The sequence below is a fragment of the Streptacidiphilus rugosus AM-16 genome (assembly GCF_000744655.1).
GTDB lineage: Bacteria > Actinomycetota > Actinomycetes > Streptomycetales > Streptomycetaceae > Streptacidiphilus > Streptacidiphilus rugosus.
Genome location: NZ_JQMJ01000003.1, coordinates 505,674 through 527,610 on the forward strand (window position 1 = coordinate 505,674; position 21,937 = coordinate 527,610).

Here is a 21,937-nt window from a genome sequence, read left to right on the forward strand (position 1 = left end):
TGTCCGTCCTGGTGGCCCTCGCGGTCGGCCTGTGCGTCACCGCGCTGGCCGTTTCCAGCAGCGCCGGCCAGGCAGCACACGACCGAGTCCAGGAAGGCGCGGCCAACCGCAGCATCACTGTGGACCGGCTCATGGACCGCCCTGACACCAAACTGCTCGGTGACGCGGCCTTGTCCGAGCTGTCGCATCTCCCGCACGTCTCCTCGGTGGAGCCGAGGGCTCAGGTCGCCTTCGGGTACAAGGACGCAACCGTTCCCGGTGTGCTCCTGTACGCCACGACCGTGCGCCCTTCACTGCTCCCGCCGGTGGTTCATTCCATCAGGCCGGTACTTTTCCCGCTGCATACCGGGGAGGTGGTGCTTCCCGCGCACAGTCAGGGCAGCGACCTCAGCCCACTGCTCGGCAAGCGGATCACGGTATCCGTCAACCGCCGTACCGGAACCAACGGAGGAACCGGACAGACTGACTCGGTCACCGTCGTCGGCCTCTTCGACAGCAGTTGGCAGATCGACGGCCCCTCGGCCGCCTACGCGGACTCGGCAACCGTGATCCACTGGGCAGCAGGGCTCGAAGGGGTCGCCGTCAACCAGTACACCAGCGTCGTCGGCTACGACCAGGTCACCCTCGTTGCTGACTCAGCGGCCCACGTACCCACACTTCTCGCCGCGGTCCAGCAGCGCGGCTATGCCGCGACGGCGCTCCAACAGGAGCTGACGGCCCTTCCCGGTGTCTTGGATCTGATCCGCTCGGCCGGCCGCATGCTCGTCGCGGTCCTCGGCGTGATCGCACTCGTCGGCGCGTTCGTTGTCAGCGGCGCGGTCACCCGGCAGCGTGTCCGAGAGATCGGCATCCTCAAGGCCGTCGGATTCCGCAACCGCTCGGTGCTGGTCATGCTGCTGACCGAAATGGCCGGGGTCGCCCTGCTTGGCGCCGCAGTCGGTGCGGTCCTTGGGATCGGCGGTGCGGCAGGTTCGACTGCGGCGCTGCGAGGCGATCCCGAGCTCGCCCCTTACCTGCCGAACAGCGTCCCGCTGCCCGGCCTCGGTCTGCTGTGTGGCCTGCTGTTGCTGACTGCCGCCGTCACTGTGGTCGGTGCCTGGCTTCCGTCCCGTCGTGCCGCCCGTCTCGCGCCGAGCGAGGCCATCAGCGAATGGTGAACCTCTTGCCGAACATCCGCTTCCGCGCCGCCCTCGCCACCGCCGCCACCGCCACGATGCTGCCGCTGCTCGGAGCCTGCGATCCGGGTGGCGTGAGCTTGGGCAACGACTGGTCCGGTGCGCAGGTCTTCGTCCTCGCCAAGGTCAACGGGCTCACCACAGTCGTGGGAATCGATCCTCGTGCCCATCGTGCCGAGCCTTTGGCCGTCGTGCCGAGTCAGTCGGACGACGACGACGTGCTCAGCCCCCGGATCACGAGGCTCACGGACGGCCGCTGGATGGTGACGATCCCCAAGAAAAACGGACACGCGAGCACGGTCTACGCCGTCGACACCGCGGGCCACGGTCTGACCGGTGTGGGCACGCTTCCCAGCGGTCACACCCTTCTGGGCGCGGGTAGTGCCGCGGTCGGCCTGGCGAGTTCAGCCACCTCCAGCACGTCGCATGGCCAGGCACTGGTGCTCGATCCAGCAAGCTTGCACCAGCGTGAGGCATTGGTGCCGCCCTTCGACGCAACGCTCGCCTCAGGCGGCCCGGGCGGCGCGTGCATTGCGCAGGTCAGCAACACCGACACCCGGGTCTCTACGCTCGACCCCGCGCGTCTCACCTTCAGCCCCGCCGCCTCCCTCAACGGCTTCCAGGCTCAGGCCTTGGACTGTGCGTCAGGACAGCTTGCAGTCGGAGGCAGCACCAACGGCGCGACCGGAAAAGTGACCTTGCACGTCACGCACCAGGGACCCGCCACGGTAGTCGCCGCATCGACCGGGGACATCGCTCGCATCGCGTCGACCCCCCAAGGTCTCCTCGCAGCAGTGGTCCTGCCGCAGGGCGTGGAACTCATCCGGCTCTCCCCTGACGGACAACGCGAACTCGGGCGCACCTCCATCAGCGGGCTCTCGGGTGTCGACGGCATGACCTCCGCCTCGGGTACGGAGATCCTCACGCACGACACCATGGCGGCCGCCGTCAACCTGACCGACGGCACCGTGAGTACCTTCTCATTGCCGGGGACACTGCTCGACGCCAGCTAGTGTGATGCGCCGCAATCACGAGTGTAATTACTGCTCTGTTGCCTTGCTGGATGGGTTGATCTTGGCGAGGTAGTCGGCGAGGGATTTGAGGATCTCGTCGGCTGCCTTGGTCTAGGTGAATGCCCTGGGGTTGGGGTTCCAGGTGTCGATCCAGGCCTTTGATGTCGTCTTCGAGGGCCTTGACGGAGGTGTGGACGCCGCGTCGGACGAGCTTGTCGGTGAGCAGGGCGAACCAGCGCTCGACCTGGTTGATCCAGGACGAGCTGGTCGGGGTGAAGTGCGCGTGGAACCGCGAGTGCTTCGCGAGCCACGCCCGGACCTCGGCGATGTTGTGGGTGTCGTAGTGCTTGGTGCCCTACGACACGGGTCGTAGGTTTCTGGTGCCGGTCCGGGTAGGGGATGCCGGGGCTTCAGGGGTGAGGTTGTACGTATAGCGGGTGGCATCCGCGGGCGCGGCTGTGGTCTCGATGATCAGCGGCTGCCCCGTGCCCATGGCGGCGGTCACGCGCTGGGCGATCAACAGGGTTTTGGGCTGGTCGAGTTGGAATGCGCTGGTTTCGTCGGGCTGGGGCATGCGGGCGGTGACGGACTCGCGCCACTCGACCGGCCCGTGGGCCTTGATCAGTGCCGCGTACGCCTTGGCAGGCGGCATGGCCGGCGCCTTGGCGAGGGGGGTGCCGGTGATCCGTTCCATGGGCAGGACGGTGCGGTGTAGCACGCGGGCTCCGCTGGTCTCGTGGATCAGCAGGCGGTCGACGCAGAACGCGGCCTCGCCCTCGTCAAGTTCGAGGGCGGCGGCCTGGTCGGCGTTGAGCCGCAGGCGGGTGGCGGAGGCGTCGTCGCTGATGGTCCAGCCGTGCGCGGTGGGATCGGCGTCGCGGGGGTAGGGGGTCGTGCCGGCGGGGTTCTGGGTGGCGACGAAGGTGCCGCGTCCTTGCTGGGCGTCGAGGAGGCCTTCGGTGCGTAGGGCGGCGACGGCTTGGCGGACGGTGGGGCGGGAGACGTCGTAGAGGGCGCAGAGTTTGTCTTCGGTGGGGATCTGCTGGCCTGGGGTCCATTCGCCTTGGGCGATGGAGCGTCGCATTTCGGCTGCTACCTGCTTGTACAGCGCCTGGGCCTTGATGATCGCCATGGGTGCCGCCCCCTTCGCTGGCGTGGCCGGCAGGGGCCGACCCTCCTCGTTATCGAACGGTTATTCGAACCCGTTCATGCTGATCGGGCCTGGTGCACCCGACCTCAATCGTCAGTTGTCAGCATGAATGTGCTTGCGCTTGCGGTCAAGTCGGCGCATCCTCGACCTCGCCAATATTCATCATGACAACTGACCAATGTTGTCTGTGGAATCTGCGAGGTTCACAGGGTGTCGATCAAGAATCTGCCGCTGCACGCGGGGCGGCTCGGGCGGGCGTTGTGCGTGTCCGTGGAGTGCAAGACCGACCCGGAGACCGGCGTCATCAAGACCGACCGCGAGGGCATCGCCGTCTGGACGGTCGGCGTCGCCGTGCGGCCGGACGCCAAGCGGGCCGGGCTGATCGAGGTCGCGGTGTCCGGCGAGCCGGAGGGCATCGCACCGGGGATGTACGTGGAACTGGTCGACCCGGAAGCGTTCATGTGGGAGATGAACGGCCGCTCCGGCCTGTCCTTCCGCGCCGCGAAGGTACTCCCCGGTCCCTCGATCCCCATCCCGCCGGCTTCGGTTGAGAGCGTGCCCGCGGCTGCACCGGCTGCACCGGCTGCACCGGCTGCACCGGCTGCACCGGCTGCGGGGAAGGGGGCGGCGAAGTGAGCGGGCGTACCTGGGCCGACTTACGCGAGCGCCTGTCCGATCTTGCCTCCCTGGGCGAGGAGTTGCACGGCGGGCTGGAGCAGGGGCAGTACCGGTTCCTGCTCGCGGTCATCGCGCCGATGGCCACCGACGCGGGACGGCTCGCCTGCGACCTGGAGACCGAGCTTCGCAACGAGATGGCGGAGAACGGCGTCGACCTGCCGCCCCTCGACCTGGGCGCCCCCGACATGCGGGGCGGTGCGGCGTGAGCGGGGTCAACGTCGGGCCGGGGTGCGGCGGGCTGGTCGGGGTGGCGTGCGAGCTGGCCCGGCACTCGACTCTCGCTTCGGCTGCGGCCAGCGCGGTCCCGGTTGCTCCGGCCGTGTCTGGTGGTGGGTCGGTGGGTGTGCCGGTGTTCCTCACGGTGGTGATCGTGTTTGCGGCGGGGTTTGTGGTGTTGCGGGTGCTGTCGCCGTGGCTGTTCGCCCGCTGGCCGCAGGTGTGGTGGCGGCTGATCGGGGCCCCGCTCACGGTGGCTCGGATCTGGTGGACCTGGCGCAAGCTGACGGACCTGCAGAACCTCGCCGTGGCCAAGCGCCCCCCGTGGGCCCTGCTCGGGGATGACCTGGTGGTCAAGGGGCGGGCGCTCAAGCCGTCGCCGCCCCGGCTGGGGTGGCCGAAGGTCGAACACGGCGGCCTGGTGGTGCGGGTGAAGATGCACCCCGGCCAGGTCCCCGAGCAGTACGCGGCGGCGGCCGAGGCCATGGGCCACGCCTTCCGGGTCTTCCGGGTCCACGTCCACTCCCAGCAGTACGGCTACGTCCACCTGCGGGTGATCGCGTGGGATCCGCTGGCCAGGCCGACGGTTCCGGCGCATCACCGGGGGCAGTTGTTGCGGGCGGCGGTCGGGCAATGGGAGGACGGGTTCACCTGGACCGTGGACCTGCGGGAGATCCCGCACTGGCTGATCGTGGGCGCCACCCGCTCCGGCAAATCCACCCTCATCGCCGCGCTGGTGTCGGAGTGGGCCCGGCAGCCCCTGGCCCTGGTCGGCATCGACCTGAAGGGCGGCATGGAACTGAGCCTGTTCGCCCCCCGCCTCTCCGCGCTCGCCACCACCCGCGCCGAGGCGGCGGACCTGCTCGACTACCTCGTCGACCTCGCCCTGGACCGGATGCGGCTCTGCCGGGAAGCCGGGGCCCGCTCCATCTGGGAACTGGACGAGAAGTCCCGGCCGGTGCCGGTGATCGTGCTCGTCGACGAGGTCGCCGAGCTCTACCTCATGGCCACCACCGCGGAGAAGGCGGAGGTCGGCCGGGTCGCCACGGCGCTGCTGCGGCTGGCGCAGCTCGGCGCCGCCCTCGGCGTGCACCTGGTGATCGCCGGCCAGCGGGTCGGCTCCGACCTCGGGGCCGGGGTGACCGCGCTGCGGGCGCAGCTCGGCGGCCGGGTCTGCCACCGCGTCAACGACCCAGCCACCGCCGAAATGGTCCTCGGCGACATCAGCAAGGAAGCCGTGATCGCCGCGCAGCAGATCAGCCACACCCAGCAGGGCGTGATGGTCACCTACGCCGACGGGCAGGTCATGCGGGCCCGCTCCTGCCTGGTCACCCCCGACCAAGCCCGCAAAACCTCCCTCAAACACGCCCACCTGACCCCGGCCCTGCCGCCACTCGGCGACCACCCCGCCCCGGCCATGCCCGAAGCGCTGGGCGCCCACCCGGCCAAGCCCGACATCCCGGCCGACCAGGACCCCGGTGACGTGGACGCGGTGAGTGGGGTGATCGGGGAATGACGCTCGCCATGCCGCTGGTCGCCTTCCTGGCCGTGGTGGTGTTCCTGCTGATCCGCTCCGGCGAACTGCGCACCTGGCAAGCGGTCCTGCTGACCGTGTTCGGGTTCTACCTCGCCCGCACCCCGCTCGGGAACGTCCTCGCCTACACCGTGCAGTGGCTCGTCACCGGCTTCACCCACAACCACTAGATCGAACTGGAGTTCCCATGCCATCCGACCCAGCCCACCCACACCCAGCCCCCGCCGTGGCCGCCGGCCGCTGCCTGCCCGTTCGTGGGTGGCGGCCGGGGCTACGGCCCCACCCGCCCTGGAGACACCCACCATGACCACCAGCAGCAACCCGTACGACAGTCCCGAGGCCCGACGGGCCTACCTCGACCAGCTCGACCGGATCGCGGCCCTGGACGAGACCGAGCAGGACCTCGTCCGGCTTGGGCAGATGCCCGGCCTGGGGCGCTGGCTCCAGCAGATCGAGAACATCGGCGGCTGCGCCCACCCGATCTACATCCGAGGCCACACCACCACCCGCGACACCCTCACCGGGGCCGTGCTGCGCGAGTACAGCACCACGGGAGAACCCGGGGGCAGGCTCGCCATCCGCTGCCGCAACCGCCGCGCCGGCCGCTGCCCCTCCTGCTCCCGCCTCCACCAAGGAGACAGCTACCACCTCGTCCGCGCCGGCCTGGCCGGCGGCAAAGGCATCCCCGAACACGTCCGCGACCACCCGCGCGTGTTCGCCACCCTCACCGCCCCCTCCTTCGGACCGGTCCACCGCATGGGCGATTGCCACACTCGGCGGCGCGGCACCTGCCGCCACGGACTGCCGCGCCGCTGCACCACCCCCCACACCGGCGACGACCCGAAGGTCGGGCAGGCGCTCTGCCCCGCCTGCTACGACTACGTCGGCCACGTGCTCTGGAACGCCCACGCACCCCGCCTGTGGGGGGCGTTCAGCGACAACCTCTACCACCACTTCGCGGCGGCGGCCGAGGTGAGCCGCTCGAAGATCCGCAAGCAGGTGCGGATCAGCGCCGTCAAGGTCGCCGAGTACCAGGCCCGCGGCGCGATCCACTTCCACACCGTCATCCGCCTCGACGGACCCGAGGGACCCGACACCCCGCCCCCGCCCTGGGCCACCACCGACCTGCTCACCGGAGCCATCCGCACCGCAGCCGGCGCAGTCAGGCTCAGCGCGCCCCCCTCACCCGCCTACGGGCACCGCCACCTCGCCTACGGCGAACAACTCGACGTCCACCCGCTGCGCGCCGACTCCGGCGGACGGCTCACGGATGAGCGGGTGGCAGCGTACGTCGCGAAGTACACCACCAAGAGCGCCCACGACTCCGGCGCCATCGACCACCGCATCGACCACCCCGACCGCATCCCCCACCTCCACGTCGGCCCCCACACCCGGGCCCTGGTCGGCACCTGCTGGCGGCTCGGCGACGTGCCCGAACTCGCCCACCTGAACCTGCACGCCTGGGCACACACCCTCGGCTACCGCGGACACTGCCTCACCAAAAGCCGCACCTACTCCACCACCTACGGACAACTGCGCGCCGAACGCGCCAGGCATCGAGGCGGCCTCTACACGCACGGCGTTGAGGGGGACACGTTTGCCGAGACTGCCTGGTCCTTTGCTGGGGCAGGACACACCTCGGCTGAGGCCGCGATTGCCGAGCAAGTACACGCGGATCACGTAGCGCTGTTAGCGCTGCTCAAGGCGGCCAGCGTCGATGTCTGAGCCCCGGAAACGAGACGACAACGACCGTCTCTGCGACGACGAGTCGGCGCGGCGCTGGATAGAGAGGCACCTGGCCACCGCGCCGCGCCTGAGCGGCCAGCAGCTGCGGGAGATCGGGCAGATCCTTGGACTCACCCTTGTCCCGCGTCGCGCCACACGGGAGTGAGCAGGTCAACGTTGAACTTCTTGTTCCCTGGGCCGCTCGGGACTGCGACGACGGCATGCAGGACTTTCTTTATCAGAGTGCGCTTCTGCGTCAGGGTGCTCCGGGTCCACTCAGCAACGATGTCCACGGCGGCGGCCTCCGCTGCGGCTTGCAGCGCGAGGTGTCGGGTCTGGTCGCTGCGCAGTTCCTTGATCTGCGATTCGAGGCCCGCAAGGAGTCGGAAGAAAGACTCATTGTCCAGGTCGCCCCGCTGCCATCGTTGTTCCAGGTCAGCGCGGCTGGCGGTCAGCCGTTCAAGGTCGGCTGCGCCGCCCCATGCTGGAACGTCCTGTTGAACAGCGGAGGCCTCCTCCTTGAGCTTGGCGAGTACGAGATTCGTGATGTGCTTGTCCGTCTCGTCGCCACGCTTGAAGGTCCCATTGCACCCGCCGTCCACCGTTTTGCGGCAGAAGTAGCCGTGCTCATATTTCACCCATTTCACGGCCTTCTGGCCCTGCATGGGGTGGTTGCAGACCGTGCCATCCTCTTTGCGGGCACCACACCGGAGGATGCCGGTTAGCAGGTACTTGTGCACCATGGGGCCGCCAGGTTGCCCGCTACCCCCGCGAGACCGGATCGTGCCTGCGGCGGCAAACCACTCCTTCGGGGAGACGATCGCTTCCCACTCGCCGACGATCGGCTGTCCGTCCGTGTCCCGCACGAGTTCGCCCTTGATCTCGCGGTACCCGCACAACCGTGCGTTGAGAAGCACCTGCTTCACGCTCTGGTACTGGAAGAGGTTTCCTCGGGCGGTCAGGAATCCGGCCGCCTTCCACTGTCGAGTGATCTCGGAAATCGACGCTCCAGCGATGACGTCACGTACGGCTCTGCGGATGGCTTCCGCTTCGTCGGGACGCAGGGTCAGCTTGTCGTCTGCCCAACCAAATGGCCGCCATGCTGCTACTGACTGTCCGCGGATGGCGCGGCTGTGATGGCTCGCACGTGAGCGACGCTGCTTCTTACGGGTCTCGGCCAGCGACATGGCGACACCAAGGAGCCCTCTGATCTCAAAGCCCTCTGCGTAGAGATCTTGCAGACCGTTGGAGTCCCAGTAGACACGTTCCTCGTAGGTCGTGAACGCGCGAAGGAAACGCTCCCAGTCGCCTGGCCGCCGGTACAGGCGGTCGTCATTGACTGCCATGACGCCGTGGATGGGATAGCCCTCGGGGGTGTGCCCGCCGGCCAGGTCGGCGAGCATCTGCTCGAAGTCGTCGCGGGTGACGCTTTCCTTGCTCGCGCTCTTGTCGTTGTCTGTGTAGCGATAGACGACCAACCATCCAAGAGCGGAGGCACGGGCACTGAGGCCGCGGTGCTGGTCCTCGACGCCGTGGGCGTCCTTGACCCGTCCGTCAAAGGAGATGCGGGCGTAGCAGACTATGCACTTCATCTGCGGATTCGCCGCAAGGAGCGCCTTGACCTCTTCCACGCTGGGAAGATCGGGGGGTAAACCCCGAAGCTTGTTGACCTTCTCGTCTCGCGTAGCCATGTCGGGCCCCTTCCGCCGCATGTAGAGCTTCTGACATGACGTTAGCTCTATATTGGTTGAATTGAAGCTCTGCAGCATGAAGATCTCCCAGAGCATCCGCGACGAGTACGGCGCCGACCTCGCGGTCGACGCGGACGACGCGGCCGCGGCGGAGGCCGGCATGCGGGCCAAGTCGGAGGAGTTCGCCGCCGCGGGCAACCGGGTCTACCTGCCGGTCGTCGACTGACGGTCGGACACGAGCCAGGGTCAGTGCGCGCGGTCTGGGGGGAGTGCGCGCACTGACCCTTTTTGCCGTCGGAGCCACGCGGCCGGCGGTGTTCCCGGGGGAGCGGGGCATGATCCTGCAGGCCGCGGGCGCCGGGCGGTCCCGGTGATGCGTTGCCGAACGACGCTTGTCCTGCCAGGGGAGAGCCGGTCGGAATCGGCACGAAAGGGACCCGGGCCCGCACGCCGCGCATGTTCCCCGGCGGCTGGGGTGGTGACTACTTCTCACAGTCGTGGACGAACCTTCAATCCCCCGGCCGGGGGAGACAAAAACCACCAAGCGGCGGGCTACGCGCGTTGTACCACGCTGAGCTTGCCGTTTGTTCATCCGGGCGCCGCCTGAGAGCTTGCTCCCTGTGAATTGCCTATTGACCCAGATTCGTCAACCCTGGTTTGCTTTCGCCCCAGATCGATCAGCACCACACCAAGTGGTGACACGGTGCCAACTCTAGTGCGCATCAGCGGAGTTGGTGTTCGCGACCTGATCCGACCTGCGAATTCTCCCAGGGCAAGCGGACGCACCCCTCTTCCCCAGCGTCCGTGACGAGAGAGGATCACTCCCCACATGCGCACCTCCCGCACCAGAGGCGCCGCCATAGCCGGCGTCGCCTCGCTCTCCCTGGCCGCTGCCGGCCTCGCCATCCTGGCTGGTCCGGCCCAGGCCTCTTCCGGCGGTCACCACGCCTCTGGCCAGGCCCACCACAACGCGGCCATGGTCGGCGCCAGCCCGATCGACAACGAGTACAACCCGTACAGCCCGTCGCTGAACGCCAGCAAGATCCCCGGGATCAAGCAGTACGAGGCGCAGCAGCGTGCCCGCATCGCGCACCGCGCGGCTGCCGCGGCCACCGGCCAGGAGACGCTGTCCTACGGCGGCGGCGTGGACGGCATCGGCGTCCAGAGCGGTCACTCCAAGGTCTACCTGGTCTTCTACGGAACCCAGTGGGGAACCCAGACCACCGACGCCAACGGCAACGCCAAGTTCTCGGGCGACCAGTACGGTGCGGCGAGCGCCGTGCAGCAGATGTTCAAGGGCATCGGCACCAACGGCGAGAAGTGGTCCGCGGACCTGACCCAGTGGTGCGACGGCCCGAACGTGGCCGCCGGTGCGACCAGCTGCCCGTCGAACGCCAACTTCATCCCGTACCAGAGCGGCGGCGTGCTCTCCGGCGTCTGGTACGACAACTCCGCGGCTTCGCCGTCCGGCGCGACCGGCCACCAGCTGGCGCAGGAGGCCATCAACGCGGCCGGCCACTTCGGCAACACCACCGCCGCGGCCAACCGCGACGCCTACTACATCGTCCTGTCGCCCCACGGCACCGACCCGGACGGCTACCAGGACCCCAACACCGGCTACTGCGCCTGGCACGACTGGAACGGCGACACCACCCTCTCCGGTGGCGCGGCGTCCTCGTCCTACGGTGACATCGCCTTCTCGAACCAGCCCTACAACATCGACGCCGGCCAGAACTGCGGCGTCGGCTTCGTCAACGGCACCGGCTCGGCCGGCCAGCTCGACGGCTACACGATGACCCTCGGCCACGAGTGGCACGAGATGATGTCGGACCAGAACCCGGCGGGCGGCTGGACCAACCACGTCTCCGGCTCGTCCTACAACGGCCAGGAGAACTCCGACGAGTGCGCGTGGCTCCAGCCCGGCACCACCGGCGGCGCGGCCAACGTCTCGTTCGGCTCCTTCGGCACCTACGCCGAGCAGGCCAGCTGGTCGAACGACACCAACTCCTGCGCGATCACCCACACGATCCTGACCCACGGCAACACGGTCACGGTCACCAACCCGGGCACCCAGACCGGCACCGTGGGCACCGCGGCCTCGCTGCAGATGAGCGCCTCCGACTCGGCGAGCGGTCAGACCCTGACCTACTCCGCCACCGGTCTCCCGGCCGGCCTGTCGATCAACTCCTCGACCGGCCTGATCTCCGGCACGCCGACCGCGTCGGGCACCTCCTCGGTGACGGTCACCGCGACGGACACCACCAGCGCCACCGGCTCCGCCACCTTCTCCTGGACCGAGAACGGCACCGGCGGCACCGGCGGCGGTGTCACCAACGGCGGCTTCGAGGCGGGCGCCTTCACCGGCTGGACCACCACCGGCAACGCCACGGTGATCTCCGGCGCGGCCCACTCGGGCAGCTACGGCGCGATGCTCGGTTCGACGAACCCCAGCACCACCTCGACCGCGGCGCAGACCTTCACCGCGCCGACCGGCAGCAGCACCATGTCCTTCTACTACAGCAACACCTGCCCCGACACGGTCACCTACGACTGGGCCACGGCGACGCTGAAGGACAACACCACCGGCGTGACCACCACCGTCCTGGCCAAGACCTGCGCGAGCTCCTCGGCCTGGACCAAGGTCTCCTCGGCCGTCACGGCGGGCCACAGCTACACGCTGACGCTCACCAACAAGGACGACAACTACGCCGGCGACCCGACCTACACCTACTACGACGACGTCACCGTCGCCTGATCGCCCTGACCTGATCAGCGGCGGCTGACGAAGCCGAAGCGCGCGAGCGGGGACCGTCCCACAACGGTCCCCGCTCGCCGCGTTTCCCGAGGATCCCGAAGCAGTCCAGGGATCCTCGACGCCGTCCGGCCCGCGCTCCGGGGGGAGCGCGGGCCGGACGTCATGCGCGGGGTCGGTCAGTCCGTGTAGTAGCCGAAGACGTCCGCGACGACGTCGACGGAGCCGCCGCTCGCGTTGTGGAAGTCGATCTTTCCGTCCACGACGCGCAGCGTGACCAGGTTGGGAACCGTCTGTCCCGCCGACCAGTTGAGGTTGGACGAGGTCGGCAGGTTCGTTCCGTCCGGGTAGGCCGTCAGGAAGCCGCCCAGCTTGGTGTCGGTCGCGGTGACATTGAGGACGACCGCCTTCACGCTCGCCGGGACCACCGTTCCGGCCAGGCTGAGCGAGCGGGTGCCGCGGGCAGCGATGGCGCCGCCGCTCTGGCGGGTGTCCAGCAGGCGGGTGGGGGCCGTGGTGTGGTACGTCGCGGTGCCCGACGCCGAGAAGTAGCCGAAGACGTCGGCGACCAGGTCCACCGTCCCGGCACTGTGGGTGGCCAGTTCGACCTTGCCGTCCGCGCCCACCGGGACCAGCACGTGGTTGGCGATGGTCTGCCCGGCCGTCCAGTTGAGGTTGGAGGCGTTCGGCTTGGGCGTGCCGTCCGGGTAGACCGTGGCGAAGCCCGCCGTCCTGGTGTCGGTCGCCGTCACGTTGAGGACGACGGCGGAGACGCCGGACTGGGGCAGGCCGCCCCGGCCGGCCACCTGCAGCGAGACCGTCCCGTTGGCGGCGACGGGCGTCTTGGTGGTGACGCCGTTCGCCGCGCGGGTGTCCAGGACGCGGGCGGGCCCGGCGGCGGTGAACAGCGCGCCGCTGCCGTCGGCGGTGAAGTAGCCGGAGATGTCGGCGACCACCTGGGCGGTGCCGGAACTCCGGTTGTACAGGTCGATCTCACCGTCCGCGCCGACCGGGACGATCACCTGGTTGGCGATGGTCTGCCCGGCCGTCCAGTTGAGGTTGGACGCGCCGGAGGCGGCCGTCCCCTCGGGGTACGCGGAGAGGAAGCCCGACGCCTTGGTCGAGGTGACCGTGACATTGAGCACCACGGCGCTGATGCCGGACGCGGGCAGCCCCTTCGCTCCCTCGACCAGCAGCGGCACCGTCCCCATCGCCGGCACCGCGTTCGGCGCGACCATCCCGGTGCCGTACCGGGTGTCGAGCAGTCGCGTCGGCCCGGTCGTATGGAAGGTGGACCCGACGCCGAGCGAGGTGGGCGCGGTGGGCTGCTCGGTCACGTCGAAGAGACCGTTAGGGATGAGCGTGTCCGCCTTGGTGGCGAGCACCAGGTGGCGACCGGTCGTGTTGACGTAGTCGGTTCCGGGGTTGGCGTCGTAGTCGAGAGCCAGTCCGCTCGGGGCCCACTTCGGGTGGGTGTGGTTGACCGAACCGCTGGTGAGCTGGGTGGCGCTCCCCGAACCGTCGGCGGCCTGCTCGAAGATCTGGGCGTAGCCGGCCACGGCGCGGACGAAGGCGAGCTTCGAGCCGTCGGGGGAGATGTCCGGCTGGCGTCCGTCGGAGATCAGCAGGCCTGCGGTGTGGTCGCCGTGGTCCGTCCAGACGTCCTTGCCGGTCGCGGTCGTGTGCTCGAAATACACCGTGCCCGTGGTGGCGGACACCGTCGGGTAGCGGTCGGTGCCTCCGGTCGGAGTGGAGAACCAAGGGGTCTGGTTCTCCTTGCCGTTCTGGGCGATCAGATCCCAACTGCTCGGTATGGACCGCAGTTGGTCGCTGTTGGAGCCGGCGTCCCAGCCGGTGGCGATGATCGTCGATCCGTCGGGGGTGAACGCGGGGTCCACGGACGTCTCGGAGACGTCACGCACACCGGTCGCGTTCGGCGAGTAGATCTCGATGCCGGGCGCGCCGTTGACGAGGGCGACGTGCTTGCCGTCGGGCGACCAGGTGACCCCGCCGCCCTGGTCGGTCCCGCCGCTGGCGGTCAGGTCCAGCACCAGGCGGGAGCCGTCCAGCTTCTCGGTACCGGTGGTGACCCCACCGTTCGGCATGACCTTGGAACCCGCCAGCAGCCCGGGCGTCCCGGGAAGCGCGGCCTGCGCGACGGGCGCGGTGAGGATTCCCAGTCCTGAGGCCGCGAGAACCGAGGCGGAAAGCACGGCGAGGGGGGTGAAACGTCGTGAAACTCTTGGAGGCATGTGTGTTGCTCACTCCTGAGGCGATGACTGCTGCGTGATCATATGGCCGCAGGGATTCGCAGAATTGGGCCTTATCGGGATGCAGGGAACATCTGGATTGCGGAGGTCACACCGCATTCTCACCTGGAGTCCACTGGCGGCTGCGAGTAACTCGGTCGCCGTGGGCGGATTCTGACGGATGCCTCGGAAGCGGACATCCGCTACCGCGCATGAAGGTGGGCGGGTCGGCGCTGGTGCTGGTTGGCTGTAGAGTGCGGCTCCCCTTATCTCTCGGAGCGATTCTTGCCCAGCCGATCCGTTGTGATATCAGCAGTCACCGCCGTTCTCGCGCTGGCGGTGGCACCCGCGGCTGATGCGCAGACCAGGGCGTCCGGCCTGATTGCGGGCCACCTCTCGGCCGCTGACGGCGAGCCCACGCTCACAACCGGCGTCGACCATGCCACGCTGCCCACCGGCGCCACGTTGACCGTCACGGCCGCACCGGCCGATCTCAGCAGCAAGACGGTCGTTTCCTACCGCTTCGACTTCGGCGACGGCAGCGGGACCACGGTCTCCGACCCGAGCACGCAGCACGTCTACGACACGACGAGCAGCAACGGCTTGAACGGGCAGTTCGCCGTCCAGGTCACGGCGACGCTCTCGGACGGAACGACGCTTCCAGGCTCTGTGGTTGAGGTACGCGTCACCGCTCCGGGAGCGTTCACCGCCCCGATCTTCGCCTACGGCGGGAACCCGACCCATCCGCTCACGGTGCAGGGCTCGGTCTTCCCCTTCAGCCCTTGGGGCATCGTCGCTGAGACGCTGGACTTCGGAGACGGATCCCCCGCCGTCGACACCACGGCCGAGCCCGACGCCGAGCATCCGCACACGTTTCCGGCAGCGGGGCTCTACACCTTGACCGCGAAGACCACCGACGGGAGTGGAGAGCAGCTCGTCACCACCGCGCAGATGCGCGTCGGAAGCTCGTTCGTTCCACTGGGTCCCGTTCGGATTCTCGACACGCGGAGCGGCATCGGGGCACCGAGGGCCAAGGTCGCTGCGAACGGAACGGTGCGGCTGAAAGTTGCGGGCGTGGGCGGAGTGCCGACCAGCGGCGTGACCGCTGTGGAGATGAACCTGACGGTGACGAATCCGAGCACAGTCGGCTTCGTCACCGCTTTTCCCTCGAAATCGGCGCTTCCGACGGCCTCGAATCTGAACTTCGTGGCCGGAGAGACGGTTTCCAACGCTGTGACCGTTCCGGTGGGCGCGGACGGCTATGTGAATCTGGCAAACCACGCGGGCCGCGACGACCTCATCGCCGATGTACAGGGCTATCGCAGCGACGCCACGACGCTGCCCGGTGGTCTGGGCCTGGCCAGCGGTCTCGCTTTGCCGCAACGCCTGCTTGACACCCGTTCCGGGCTTGGCACGCCGAAGCACAAGCTGGCCGCCGGTGGGTCTGTGAGCCTTCAGCTTCCGGCCGGTGCGCATGCAGCGGTACTGAATGTCACGGTGGTCGATGCGACCGCGAACGGCTTTGTGACCGCCTATCCGAGCGGAGCTCGCCGTCCTGATGCGTCGACGGTCAACTACATGGCGGGGACGACGGTCGCCAACCAGGTGACGGTGCCGGCCGGCCCCGACGGCAAGGTTGTCCTGTACAACTCGGCGACCTCCGTCGACCTGGTCGTCGACGTCCAGGGCTACTACGGAACGCCCACTGGATCCCCCTCGGCGTTGATCTTCACTCCCACCGCACCCACGCGCCTTCTGGACACCAGGGTGGGGGTCGGCGCGCCGGTTGCGAAGCTCGGCCCCGGCGGCAGCATCGCTCTGCATGTCGGAAGGGCCACAGAGCCGGCCCCGATCCGCTACGTCCTGGTCAATCTGACGGGCGTCGACGCCACGGCACGGGGAGCGTTCCTCACGGCCTACGCCGACGGGAGCGCTCGACCGGCCAGCTCTGCTCTCAATCTGATCGTGGGCCGTCCGGTACCCAATCTGGTGCTGGTCCCTGTGGGGGCGGACGGTTCCGTCCGGATCTCCAACTCGTCGGGGACCACCGACGTCATCGCCGACCTGGAGGGCTACTTCACCGAAGCCGGGGTCTGAGCCGAGCCAGCGGTTGTCCACGGACCGGATGGCCTGTGGACAACCGCTGAAGCGATTTCGTTCAGGCAGGTCAGCCCTGGTGGTCGGGCTTATGGCCCGGTCGTAGGGGCGTGACGCGGGCGACATCGTCGCGCAGGGAGCGGATGTCACGACGCATGTCGCGGACGGCCTCGCCCATGTCGTCCAGCTTGCGGCTGAGCGCGCTGGAGACGCGGCCCATGGAGTCGAGGCGTCGGTCGACGCTCTAGGTCCATTCGCGGGTGACGTGGTGGCCCGGCGCGGCCGGAGCCGCCGCCTCGCCGTCGATGACCTGCCGCCAGGCCTCGGCGGCGGGGGCGGTCGAGGTGACCTGGTGCTCGTCCCAGTGGGGACCGGGACGGAGCCGGCGGCCAGGGTGCATGCCATGGCGACGGGGCTGGGGCTCCGTCGGCTCCGGCCGGGTCGTCCGACCGACCTCCGCCTCGAGGTCGAGGAGGTAGGTGCGGGCGTGCTGGGCGACGAGACTGTCGCGCAGCAGCATGGCTATTTGTCGCATCTTCGGTCCGCAGGGCGTCAGTTCAGGGGCCGACGCTCCAGCGCAAGGGGACGAGGCGCTGGGCGAGGTGGAACCGGCGCCGCCCCGCCCGGCCGTGGCCGTGGCCGGATACCGTCCGGGCCGCTTGCGGGGGGAGCCGGGAAATTTTCCACAGGGGAGGGCGGCTCCGCCCGCAGGGCTTGTGGGCGGTGCTCCCCCGGCACCGGAAGGCTTCCTGTTTTCGCAGCTCAGGGCTGTGTGGTCGGCGTTCCGCACTGTGGATAACCGCTCGCGTCGGCGGCGCGGGCGCTTACTGTAGGGGCATGAGGATTGGAATCGTGGGTGCCACTGGTCAGGTCGGCGGCGTCATGCGCCGGATTCTTGAGGAGCGCGAGTTCCCGGTGACGGAGCTGCGTCTCTTCGCGTCCGCGCGCTCGGCCGGGTCCACGCTGCCGTGGCAGGGCCGGGAGATCGTGATCGAGGACGCCGCGACGGCGGACTGGAGCGGTCTGGACATCGTGCTCTTCTCCGCGGGCGGCTCGACGTCGAAGGCCCTGGCCGAGAAGGTCGCGGCGGCCGGCGCCGTCGTGATCGACAACTCCTCCGCGTGGCGCGGCGACCCGGACGTCCCGCTGGTCGTCTCCGAGGTCAACCCGCACGCGATCGCGAACCGCCCCAAGGGCATCATCGCGAACCCGAACTGCACCACGATGGCGGCGATGCCGGTCCTGCGGCCGCTGCACGAGGAGGCCGGACTCTCGGCCCTGGTCGTCGCGACGTACCAGGCCGTCTCCGGTGGCGGTCTGGCCGGCGTCTCCGAGCTGTACCAGCAGGCCTGCAAGGTCGCCGAGGCCTCCGACCAGTTGGCGTTCGACGGTGAGGCGGTCGAGTTCCCCGCGCCGGAGAAGTTCAGCAAGCCGATCGCGTTCAACGTGCTGCCGCTGGCGGGCTCGGTCGTGGACGACGGCACCAACGAGACCGACGAGGAGCAGAAGCTCCGCAAGGAGAGCCGGAAGATCCTGGAGATCCCGGAGCTCAAGGTCTCCGGCACCTGCGTCCGGGTTCCCGTCTTCACCGGCCACAGCCTGCAGATCAACGCTCGCTTCGACCGCGCGATCAGCCCCGAGCGCGCCTACGAGCTGCTCGCGGACGCGCCGGGCGTGGTCGTGTCCGAGGTGCCGACGCCGCTGGAGGCGGCGGGCAAGGACCCGTCCTACGTGGGCCGGATCCGCCGCGACGAGACGGTCGAGAACGGCCTGGCGCTGTTCGTCTCCAACGACAACCTGCGCAAGGGCGCCGCGCTGAACGCGGTCCAGATCGCGGAGCTGGTCGCGGCGGAGCTGCGGAGCGCGTAACGCGCCTCGGGGGCGCGAGGCTCAGGCAGAGCCTCGCGCCCTTGGTGTCGCACCCGCCTGTGGCAGCGAACGGCAGAGCTTCCGACTCAGTCGTCCGCGTTCGGCAGGAACCGGCTCAGGTGGGCCGGGCCTTCGTAGTCGGGCGAGGTGAAGTCAGGGGAGCTGTAGCCGGGCGAGGAGAAGTAGACCTCGTCCTCGCGCTCCTTCTCGGGCTTCTCCTCGCCGTGTCCGTTGGTGATCCCCTCGCAGCCCGGGCTGGTGAAGCCCGGAGAGGTGAAGCCCAGTTTCGGGTGGTGGCGGACCAGGTCGACCTTGCTGCGGTGCTCGCTCGCCTGCGCCGCCGCCCGCGCTGCCAGCTCGCGTTCCAGGTAGGGCAGGATCGCCCGGGTGCGGAGCGCCGCGCGCCAGCTCTCGCGGGCCTTGGCCACCTCCGCGGCGAGTTCCGGCTGCGGGCGTTCGGGCTCCACCGCCGCGTCCCTGCGTGCGGTGAGCACCAGGGCGACCGTCGCCACGACCAGCGCGCCCGCGCCGACCACGGCGAGCACGCCCGCCGCGGTGATCAGCTGCCGGCCGAGCGCCAGCTTCGGCGAGCCCGCCCGGACGGCGAAGCCGGCGAGCAGCAGGACCAGGGCGCTGGTCCAGGACAGTATCGGGACCAGCACCGTCGCCATCGCGGGCAGGCCGGCCCGGCCCGCCGCCTCCAGCGGGGTGTCCGGCTCGACCCACTGGGCCGGGTCCGTGCTGCCGAGGCGGTCGGTGTCCGGGCCTGCGCCGATCCGGTCGAGCTGTTCGCGCAGGCGGCGGTAGTAGGCGTACTCCGGCGCGGCGCCCGCGCTGATGTCGGGCAGCTCGCGCAGGGCGCGGTCGTGCAGCTGCTCAGCGGTGGTGGCGCCGCGGCTGGCCCGGAGGGCGTCGCGGATGTGCGGACTCTGCAGGGCCTCGTCCAGGATCCGCACGTAGTCGGGCTTGTCCTCGGCCAGCATGTGCGGAGCGATGTCCATCGTTCTGCTCCCCCGTGGAAGGATCGACCGGTCGGTCGCGGGCTGGGGGTTGGTGCTGCGGGTGCTTCGGCGTTATGGGCTGTTAACGCACATGCTAGGCGCGGAGGCTGACGCAGTGACAGCGGGTTTCCGGAATTTTCGTGTCGGAAGGGGCAGGAGTTGTCTCTGGCAATTGCCAGAGACATGGCTCGTGCTGCCGGTCCGTCAGGAGACGGCCAGGGAGAAAGGAACGAAAGGGGCGATCAGGCCAACGGCAGGCGGGCGATCAGCAGTTTGCCCTCGCCCTCCATGGTGACGCCGCCGTCCATCGCCACCGCCAGCTCGTCCGCGTAGACGTGCGGGCCGGTGACCTGGACGCCCGAGCGGCCGTCCTCGCTGGACGCGTCGCCGAGCAGGTACGGGATCGGGCTGTGGCCGTGGACGATCCGGTGGCCGCCGAAGGCGCCGAGCAGCTCGCGGGCCGCCTCCGCCCCGGCGTCGCCGCGGAAGGCGAACCGTTTGGTCATCCTGCGGAAGCAGTCCCACCACTCGTCCGCGTCGCCGTGCTGCAGCACCTCGTGGACGGCGTCGTTCACCGCGTCGACCGAGTCCCCGTACTCCAGGTACGCGGTGGTGTCCGAGTGGATCAGCAGGTGGTCGTCCTCGACGGACATCGCCGGCAGCCGGGAGAGCCATGCGACGTGGTGGTCCTCCAGGCGCTCCATGTCGCTGGGCTGACCGCCGTTGAGCCGCCAGGCGGCCAGGAAGGAGGCGGTGCCCGCGCTGGACTGGACGGGGTCGTCGCCGTAGCGGTCCGCGCCGAGCAGCAGCAGTTCGTGGTTGCCCATCAGCGCCCGGCAGTAGCCGCCGGTCGCTGCGGCCTCGGCGGCGAGGCGCATGACCAGGTCGATCACGCCGATGCCGTCGGGGCCGCGGTCGGTGAAGTCCCCGAGGAACCAGACCCTGGCCCGCCCGGCGCACCAGTGGCCATCGGCGTCGATGAGGCCCTGGGCGTGCAGGCCCTGGAGCAGCTCCTGGAGGTAGCCGTGGACGTCGCCGATCACGAAGAGCGGGCCCTCGGGGGGCGGCTGGAGGCCGTCGACCAGGGTGGCCGGGCCCTGCTCCAGCCCGGTGGCGACGTGGCCTCCGCTGCCGTGAGCGACGGCGACGGCGTGCGGGGCGGCGGCCAGAGGCGCGCCGAGCTCGAGCGTGGGCGGGTCCTGCGGTGCGGCGGCCGCCGCGGCCATCGCGAGCGCGGACAGCGGTGCGACCGCGGTGATCGGCGCGTTCGGAGCGACGGGCGGAGCCGCCGGCGGAGCGGGCGGCGGGACGACCGGGACGCCCGCGGGAGGGGTGAAGAAATCGAACGACGTGGACCCGTCCGCTGTCTGCGCGGCGTGCGGGCCTGGGTCCGGCTCGTCAGGCCAGGCGGGACGGTCCACGGGTGTCATGAAGCCCATCGTATAAAGCCGTCCTTCCCGGCGTCCGCACCTGGGAGGGATCAGCCCGTCGAAATCGTTCGTCCGTCGGGATCAGAGACGGATCATCGGGTGACAAAAGGGGGCAGGTCAGGCGGCCTGCCCCAGTTCGTGGTCGTCGGAAGTGCGGTGGTTCACTCCTCGCCGGGCGGGCGTGGCGCGGCCACCGTGGTGCGGGTCGTGCGTCGCTGCGAGGAACGACGCACGATCAGCTCGGTCGGCATCAGCTGCCCCGAGCTGTCCTGGTTCGGCGGCGACGAACCCTCGATCGCGTCGATCAGCAGGTTGACCACGGTGGTGCCGATCCGGCGCGGTTTCAGCGAGAGGGTGGTGATCGGCGGCTCGGTGGCCGCGTAGACGTCGCTCTCGCTGCAGCACACCAGCAGCAGGTCCTCGGGGACGCGCAGACCGTAGCGGCGGGCGGCCGCGAGCAGGTCGGTGCCGTTCGGGTCGAAGAGGCCGTAGACCGCGTCGGGCCGGTCCGGGCGGGCGAGCAGCCGGTCCGCGGCGACCGCGCCGGCGCAGGGGTCGTGCGCCGGGTAGGCCTCGTAGAGCGGCTGCTGCCCGACGCCCCGGCACCAGCCGAGGTAGGCCTCGGTGCTTAGCCGTGTGTAGGTGTCGGTGCTGGTGCCGGTGAGCAGACCGATCCTGCGGGCGCCGGCCTGGGCGAGGTGGTCCAGGATGCCGAGGACGGCGGCGTGGTGGTCGTTGTCGACCCAGGCGGTGACCGGGCAGTTGCCGGGCTTGCCGTCGCTGACCACGGGCAGGCCCTGGCGGTAGAGGTCGGCCACCATCGGGTCGTGGTCCGCCGGGTCGATCACCACCGTGCCGTCGAGCGCGACGTTGCTCCAGACGTCGTGCCGGGAGGAGGCGGGCAGGACGACCAGGGCGTAGCCGCGGTTCAGCGCGGCCGAGGTCGCGGCCCGTGCCATCTCGGCGAAGTAGGCGAACTCGGTGAAGGTGAAGGGCTCCTGCCCGTACGTCGTCACGGTCAGGCCGATCAGGCCCGAGCGGCCGGTGCGCAGGGTGCGCGCGGCGGCGGAGGGGCGGTAGCCCAGCCGTTCGGCGACCTCGCGCACCTTCGTGCGGGTCTCGTCCGGTAGGCGCCCCTTGCCGTTGAGCGCGTCGGAGACCGTGGTGATGGAGACCCCGGCGGCGGCCGCCACGTCCCTGATCCCCGCCCGTTCGAGCCGACGCGCGCGAGTGGTGGCCCGGCGGCCGTGGTGATTCGCTGCTGCTGTCATGTCGGGCCGATCGTATGGCGAGGAACTGTCGTAAGGGGATGGTCTGTCCGGCTTGGCTGGAGATACGTTTCTCCATGAGCATTCGT

General features: G+C 69.6%; 19 protein-coding genes and 1 pseudogene. 11 read left to right on the forward strand and 9 right to left on the reverse strand.

From position 1 onward, the window contains the following. Positions 1 to 11: 11 nt before the first annotated feature. Positions 12 to 1,157 carry an ABC transporter permease gene (locus BS83_RS05725; RefSeq protein WP_232248064.1) on the forward strand — a complete coding sequence of 382 codons (1,146 nt, stop codon included), beginning with the start codon at positions 12 to 14 and terminating at the stop codon, positions 1,155 to 1,157. Beyond that, positions 1,151 to 2,188 carry a hypothetical protein gene (locus tag BS83_RS05730; protein WP_037601617.1) on the forward strand — a complete coding sequence of 346 codons (1,038 nt, stop codon included), beginning with the start codon at positions 1,151 to 1,153 and terminating at the stop codon, positions 2,186 to 2,188. The genes BS83_RS05725 and BS83_RS05730 overlap by 7 nt, the downstream gene beginning before the upstream one ends. Before the next feature lie 27 nt (positions 2,189 to 2,215). On the opposite strand, the pseudogene BS83_RS43590 reads toward BS83_RS05730, so the two are convergent. Beyond that, a pseudogene (locus BS83_RS43590) lies at positions 2,216 to 2,534 on the reverse strand (IS630 family transposase); the annotation flags it as partial. A gap of 9 nt (positions 2,535 to 2,543) precedes the next feature. After that, positions 2,544 to 3,320 carry a GntR family transcriptional regulator gene (locus BS83_RS05740; protein ID WP_037601623.1) on the reverse strand — a complete coding sequence of 259 codons (777 nt, stop codon included), beginning with the start codon at positions 3,318 to 3,320 and terminating at the stop codon, positions 2,544 to 2,546. Between the two features lie 228 nt (positions 3,321 to 3,548). Between BS83_RS05740 and BS83_RS05745 the strand changes: the two genes are divergently transcribed. From BS83_RS05745 to BS83_RS05765, 5 genes are all read left to right on the forward strand, one after another. Continuing rightward, a complete protein-coding gene (locus BS83_RS05745; RefSeq protein ID WP_051942679.1) occupies positions 3,549 to 3,974 on the forward strand; it encodes a hypothetical protein in 426 nt (141 codons plus the stop codon). Next, positions 3,971 to 4,222, forward strand: a complete 252-nt coding sequence (locus tag BS83_RS05750; RefSeq protein ID WP_037601626.1) for a hypothetical protein — start codon at positions 3,971 to 3,973, stop codon at positions 4,220 to 4,222. Before BS83_RS05745 ends, BS83_RS05750 begins: the two co-directional genes overlap by 4 nt. 155 nt (positions 4,223 to 4,377) lie before the next feature. Next, positions 4,378 to 5,748: an FtsK/SpoIIIE domain-containing protein gene (locus tag BS83_RS05755; RefSeq protein WP_232248065.1), complete on the forward strand. Its 1,371-nt coding sequence runs from the start codon at positions 4,378 to 4,380 to the stop codon at positions 5,746 to 5,748. Beyond that, the gene (locus BS83_RS05760; RefSeq protein WP_037601629.1) at positions 5,745 to 5,936 is read left to right on the forward strand and encodes a hypothetical protein; all 192 of its coding nucleotides are present in this window, start codon (positions 5,745 to 5,747) and stop codon (positions 5,934 to 5,936) included. Before BS83_RS05755 ends, BS83_RS05760 begins: the two co-directional genes overlap by 4 nt. Before the next feature lie 133 nt (positions 5,937 to 6,069). After that, positions 6,070 to 7,491 carry a replication initiator gene (locus BS83_RS05765; RefSeq protein ID WP_084713161.1) on the forward strand — a complete coding sequence of 474 codons (1,422 nt, stop codon included), beginning with the start codon at positions 6,070 to 6,072 and terminating at the stop codon, positions 7,489 to 7,491. 131 nt (positions 7,492 to 7,622) lie between these two features. On the opposite strand, the gene BS83_RS05770 is transcribed toward BS83_RS05765, so the two are convergent. Beyond that, positions 7,623 to 9,260, reverse strand: a complete 1,638-nt coding sequence (locus tag BS83_RS05770; RefSeq protein ID WP_232248066.1) for a recombinase family protein — start codon at positions 9,258 to 9,260, stop codon at positions 7,623 to 7,625. Between BS83_RS05770 and BS83_RS05775 the strand changes: the two genes are divergently transcribed. Both BS83_RS05775 and BS83_RS47245 read left to right on the forward strand, forming a co-directional pair. Next, entirely contained in the window at positions 9,259 to 9,408 is a 150-nt protein-coding gene (locus tag BS83_RS05775) for a hypothetical protein (protein ID WP_037601632.1), read from the forward strand. The two genes, BS83_RS05770 and BS83_RS05775, sit on opposite strands and share 2 nt — an antisense overlap. 603 nt (positions 9,409 to 10,011) lie before the next feature. Further along, positions 10,012 to 11,937, forward strand: a complete 1,926-nt coding sequence (locus BS83_RS47245) for a putative Ig domain-containing protein (RefSeq protein ID WP_063774101.1) — start codon at positions 10,012 to 10,014, stop codon at positions 11,935 to 11,937. A gap of 176 nt (positions 11,938 to 12,113) precedes the next feature. Here BS83_RS47245 and BS83_RS41460 read toward each other — a convergent pair whose 3' ends face one another. Beyond that, positions 12,114 to 14,147: a TolB family protein gene (locus BS83_RS41460; RefSeq protein WP_051942680.1), complete on the reverse strand. Its 2,034-nt coding sequence runs from the start codon at positions 14,145 to 14,147 to the stop codon at positions 12,114 to 12,116. Positions 14,148 to 14,468: 321 nt separating this feature from the next. Between BS83_RS41460 and BS83_RS05795 the strand changes: the two genes are divergently transcribed. Continuing rightward, a complete protein-coding gene (locus BS83_RS05795) occupies positions 14,469 to 16,280 on the forward strand; it encodes a PKD domain-containing protein (RefSeq protein WP_198035148.1) in 1,812 nt (603 codons plus the stop codon). 70 nt (positions 16,281 to 16,350) lie between these two features. Here the strand turns inward: BS83_RS05795 and BS83_RS45145 are convergent, their stop codons facing one another. Then, positions 16,351 to 16,500 carry a hypothetical protein gene (locus tag BS83_RS45145; protein WP_157596941.1) on the reverse strand — a complete coding sequence of 50 codons (150 nt, stop codon included), beginning with the start codon at positions 16,498 to 16,500 and terminating at the stop codon, positions 16,351 to 16,353. A 24-nt stretch (positions 16,501 to 16,524) separates the two neighbouring features. Continuing rightward, on the reverse strand, positions 16,525 to 16,815 hold the full coding sequence (locus BS83_RS05800) for a hypothetical protein (RefSeq protein WP_157596943.1): 291 nt from the start codon (positions 16,813 to 16,815) through the stop codon (positions 16,525 to 16,527). Between the two features lie 302 nt (positions 16,816 to 17,117). Here BS83_RS05800 and BS83_RS05805 point away from each other — a divergent pair, with 302 nt between their 5' ends. Next, positions 17,118 to 18,149, forward strand: coding sequence for an aspartate-semialdehyde dehydrogenase (locus tag BS83_RS05805; protein WP_037601637.1), 1,032 nt, complete (start codon positions 17,118 to 17,120; stop codon positions 18,147 to 18,149). Between the two features lie 86 nt (positions 18,150 to 18,235). On the opposite strand, the gene BS83_RS05810 is transcribed toward BS83_RS05805, so the two are convergent. The 3 genes from BS83_RS05810 to BS83_RS05820 all read right to left on the reverse strand — a co-directional run bounded on the left by BS83_RS05810 (position 18,236) and on the right by BS83_RS05820 (position 21,851). Then, positions 18,236 to 19,150, reverse strand: a complete 915-nt coding sequence (locus BS83_RS05810; protein ID WP_051942682.1) for a hypothetical protein — start codon at positions 19,148 to 19,150, stop codon at positions 18,236 to 18,238. A 242-nt stretch (positions 19,151 to 19,392) separates the two neighbouring features. Next, a complete protein-coding gene (locus BS83_RS05815) occupies positions 19,393 to 20,580 on the reverse strand; it encodes a metallophosphoesterase (RefSeq protein WP_084713243.1) in 1,188 nt (395 codons plus the stop codon). Between the two features lie 161 nt (positions 20,581 to 20,741). Further along, positions 20,742 to 21,851 (reverse strand): LacI family DNA-binding transcriptional regulator, encoded by a 1,110-nt coding sequence (locus BS83_RS05820; RefSeq protein WP_037601640.1) that lies wholly within the window; start codon positions 21,849 to 21,851, stop codon positions 20,742 to 20,744. Positions 21,852 to 21,937 lie beyond the last annotated feature (86 nt).

Excerpts from the sequence above, each read along its gene's own strand:
- BS83_RS05730 (WP_037601617.1), top strand. The coding sequence starts at position 1,151 with ATGGTGAACCTCTTGCCGAACATCCGCTTCCGCGCCGCCCTCGCCACC.
- BS83_RS05740 (WP_037601623.1), bottom strand. The coding sequence starts at position 3,320 with ATGGCGATCATCAAGGCCCAGGCGCTGTACAAGCAGGTAGCAGCCGAA.
- BS83_RS05760 (WP_037601629.1), top strand. The coding sequence starts at position 5,745 with ATGACGCTCGCCATGCCGCTGGTCGCCTTCCTGGCCGTGGTGGTGTTC.
- BS83_RS05765 (WP_084713161.1), top strand. The coding sequence starts at position 6,070 with ATGACCACCAGCAGCAACCCGTACGACAGTCCCGAGGCCCGACGGGCC.
- BS83_RS05775 (WP_037601632.1), top strand. The coding sequence starts at position 9,259 with ATGAAGATCTCCCAGAGCATCCGCGACGAGTACGGCGCCGACCTCGCG.
- BS83_RS05770 (WP_232248066.1), bottom strand. The coding sequence starts at position 9,260 with ATGCTGCAGAGCTTCAATTCAACCAATATAGAGCTAACGTCATGTCAG.
- BS83_RS47245 (WP_063774101.1), top strand. The coding sequence starts at position 10,012 with ATGCGCACCTCCCGCACCAGAGGCGCCGCCATAGCCGGCGTCGCCTCG.
- BS83_RS45145 (WP_157596941.1), bottom strand. The coding sequence starts at position 16,500 with ATGGGCCGCGTCTCCAGCGCGCTCAGCCGCAAGCTGGACGACATGGGC.
- BS83_RS05800 (WP_157596943.1), bottom strand. The coding sequence starts at position 16,815 with ATGCGACAAATAGCCATGCTGCTGCGCGACAGTCTCGTCGCCCAGCAC.
- BS83_RS05805 (WP_037601637.1), top strand. The coding sequence starts at position 17,118 with ATGAGGATTGGAATCGTGGGTGCCACTGGTCAGGTCGGCGGCGTCATG.
- BS83_RS05810 (WP_051942682.1), bottom strand. The coding sequence starts at position 19,150 with ATGGACATCGCTCCGCACATGCTGGCCGAGGACAAGCCCGACTACGTG.
- BS83_RS05815 (WP_084713243.1), bottom strand. The coding sequence starts at position 20,580 with ATGACACCCGTGGACCGTCCCGCCTGGCCTGACGAGCCGGACCCAGGC.
- BS83_RS05820 (WP_037601640.1), bottom strand. The coding sequence starts at position 21,851 with ATGACAGCAGCAGCGAATCACCACGGCCGCCGGGCCACCACTCGCGCG.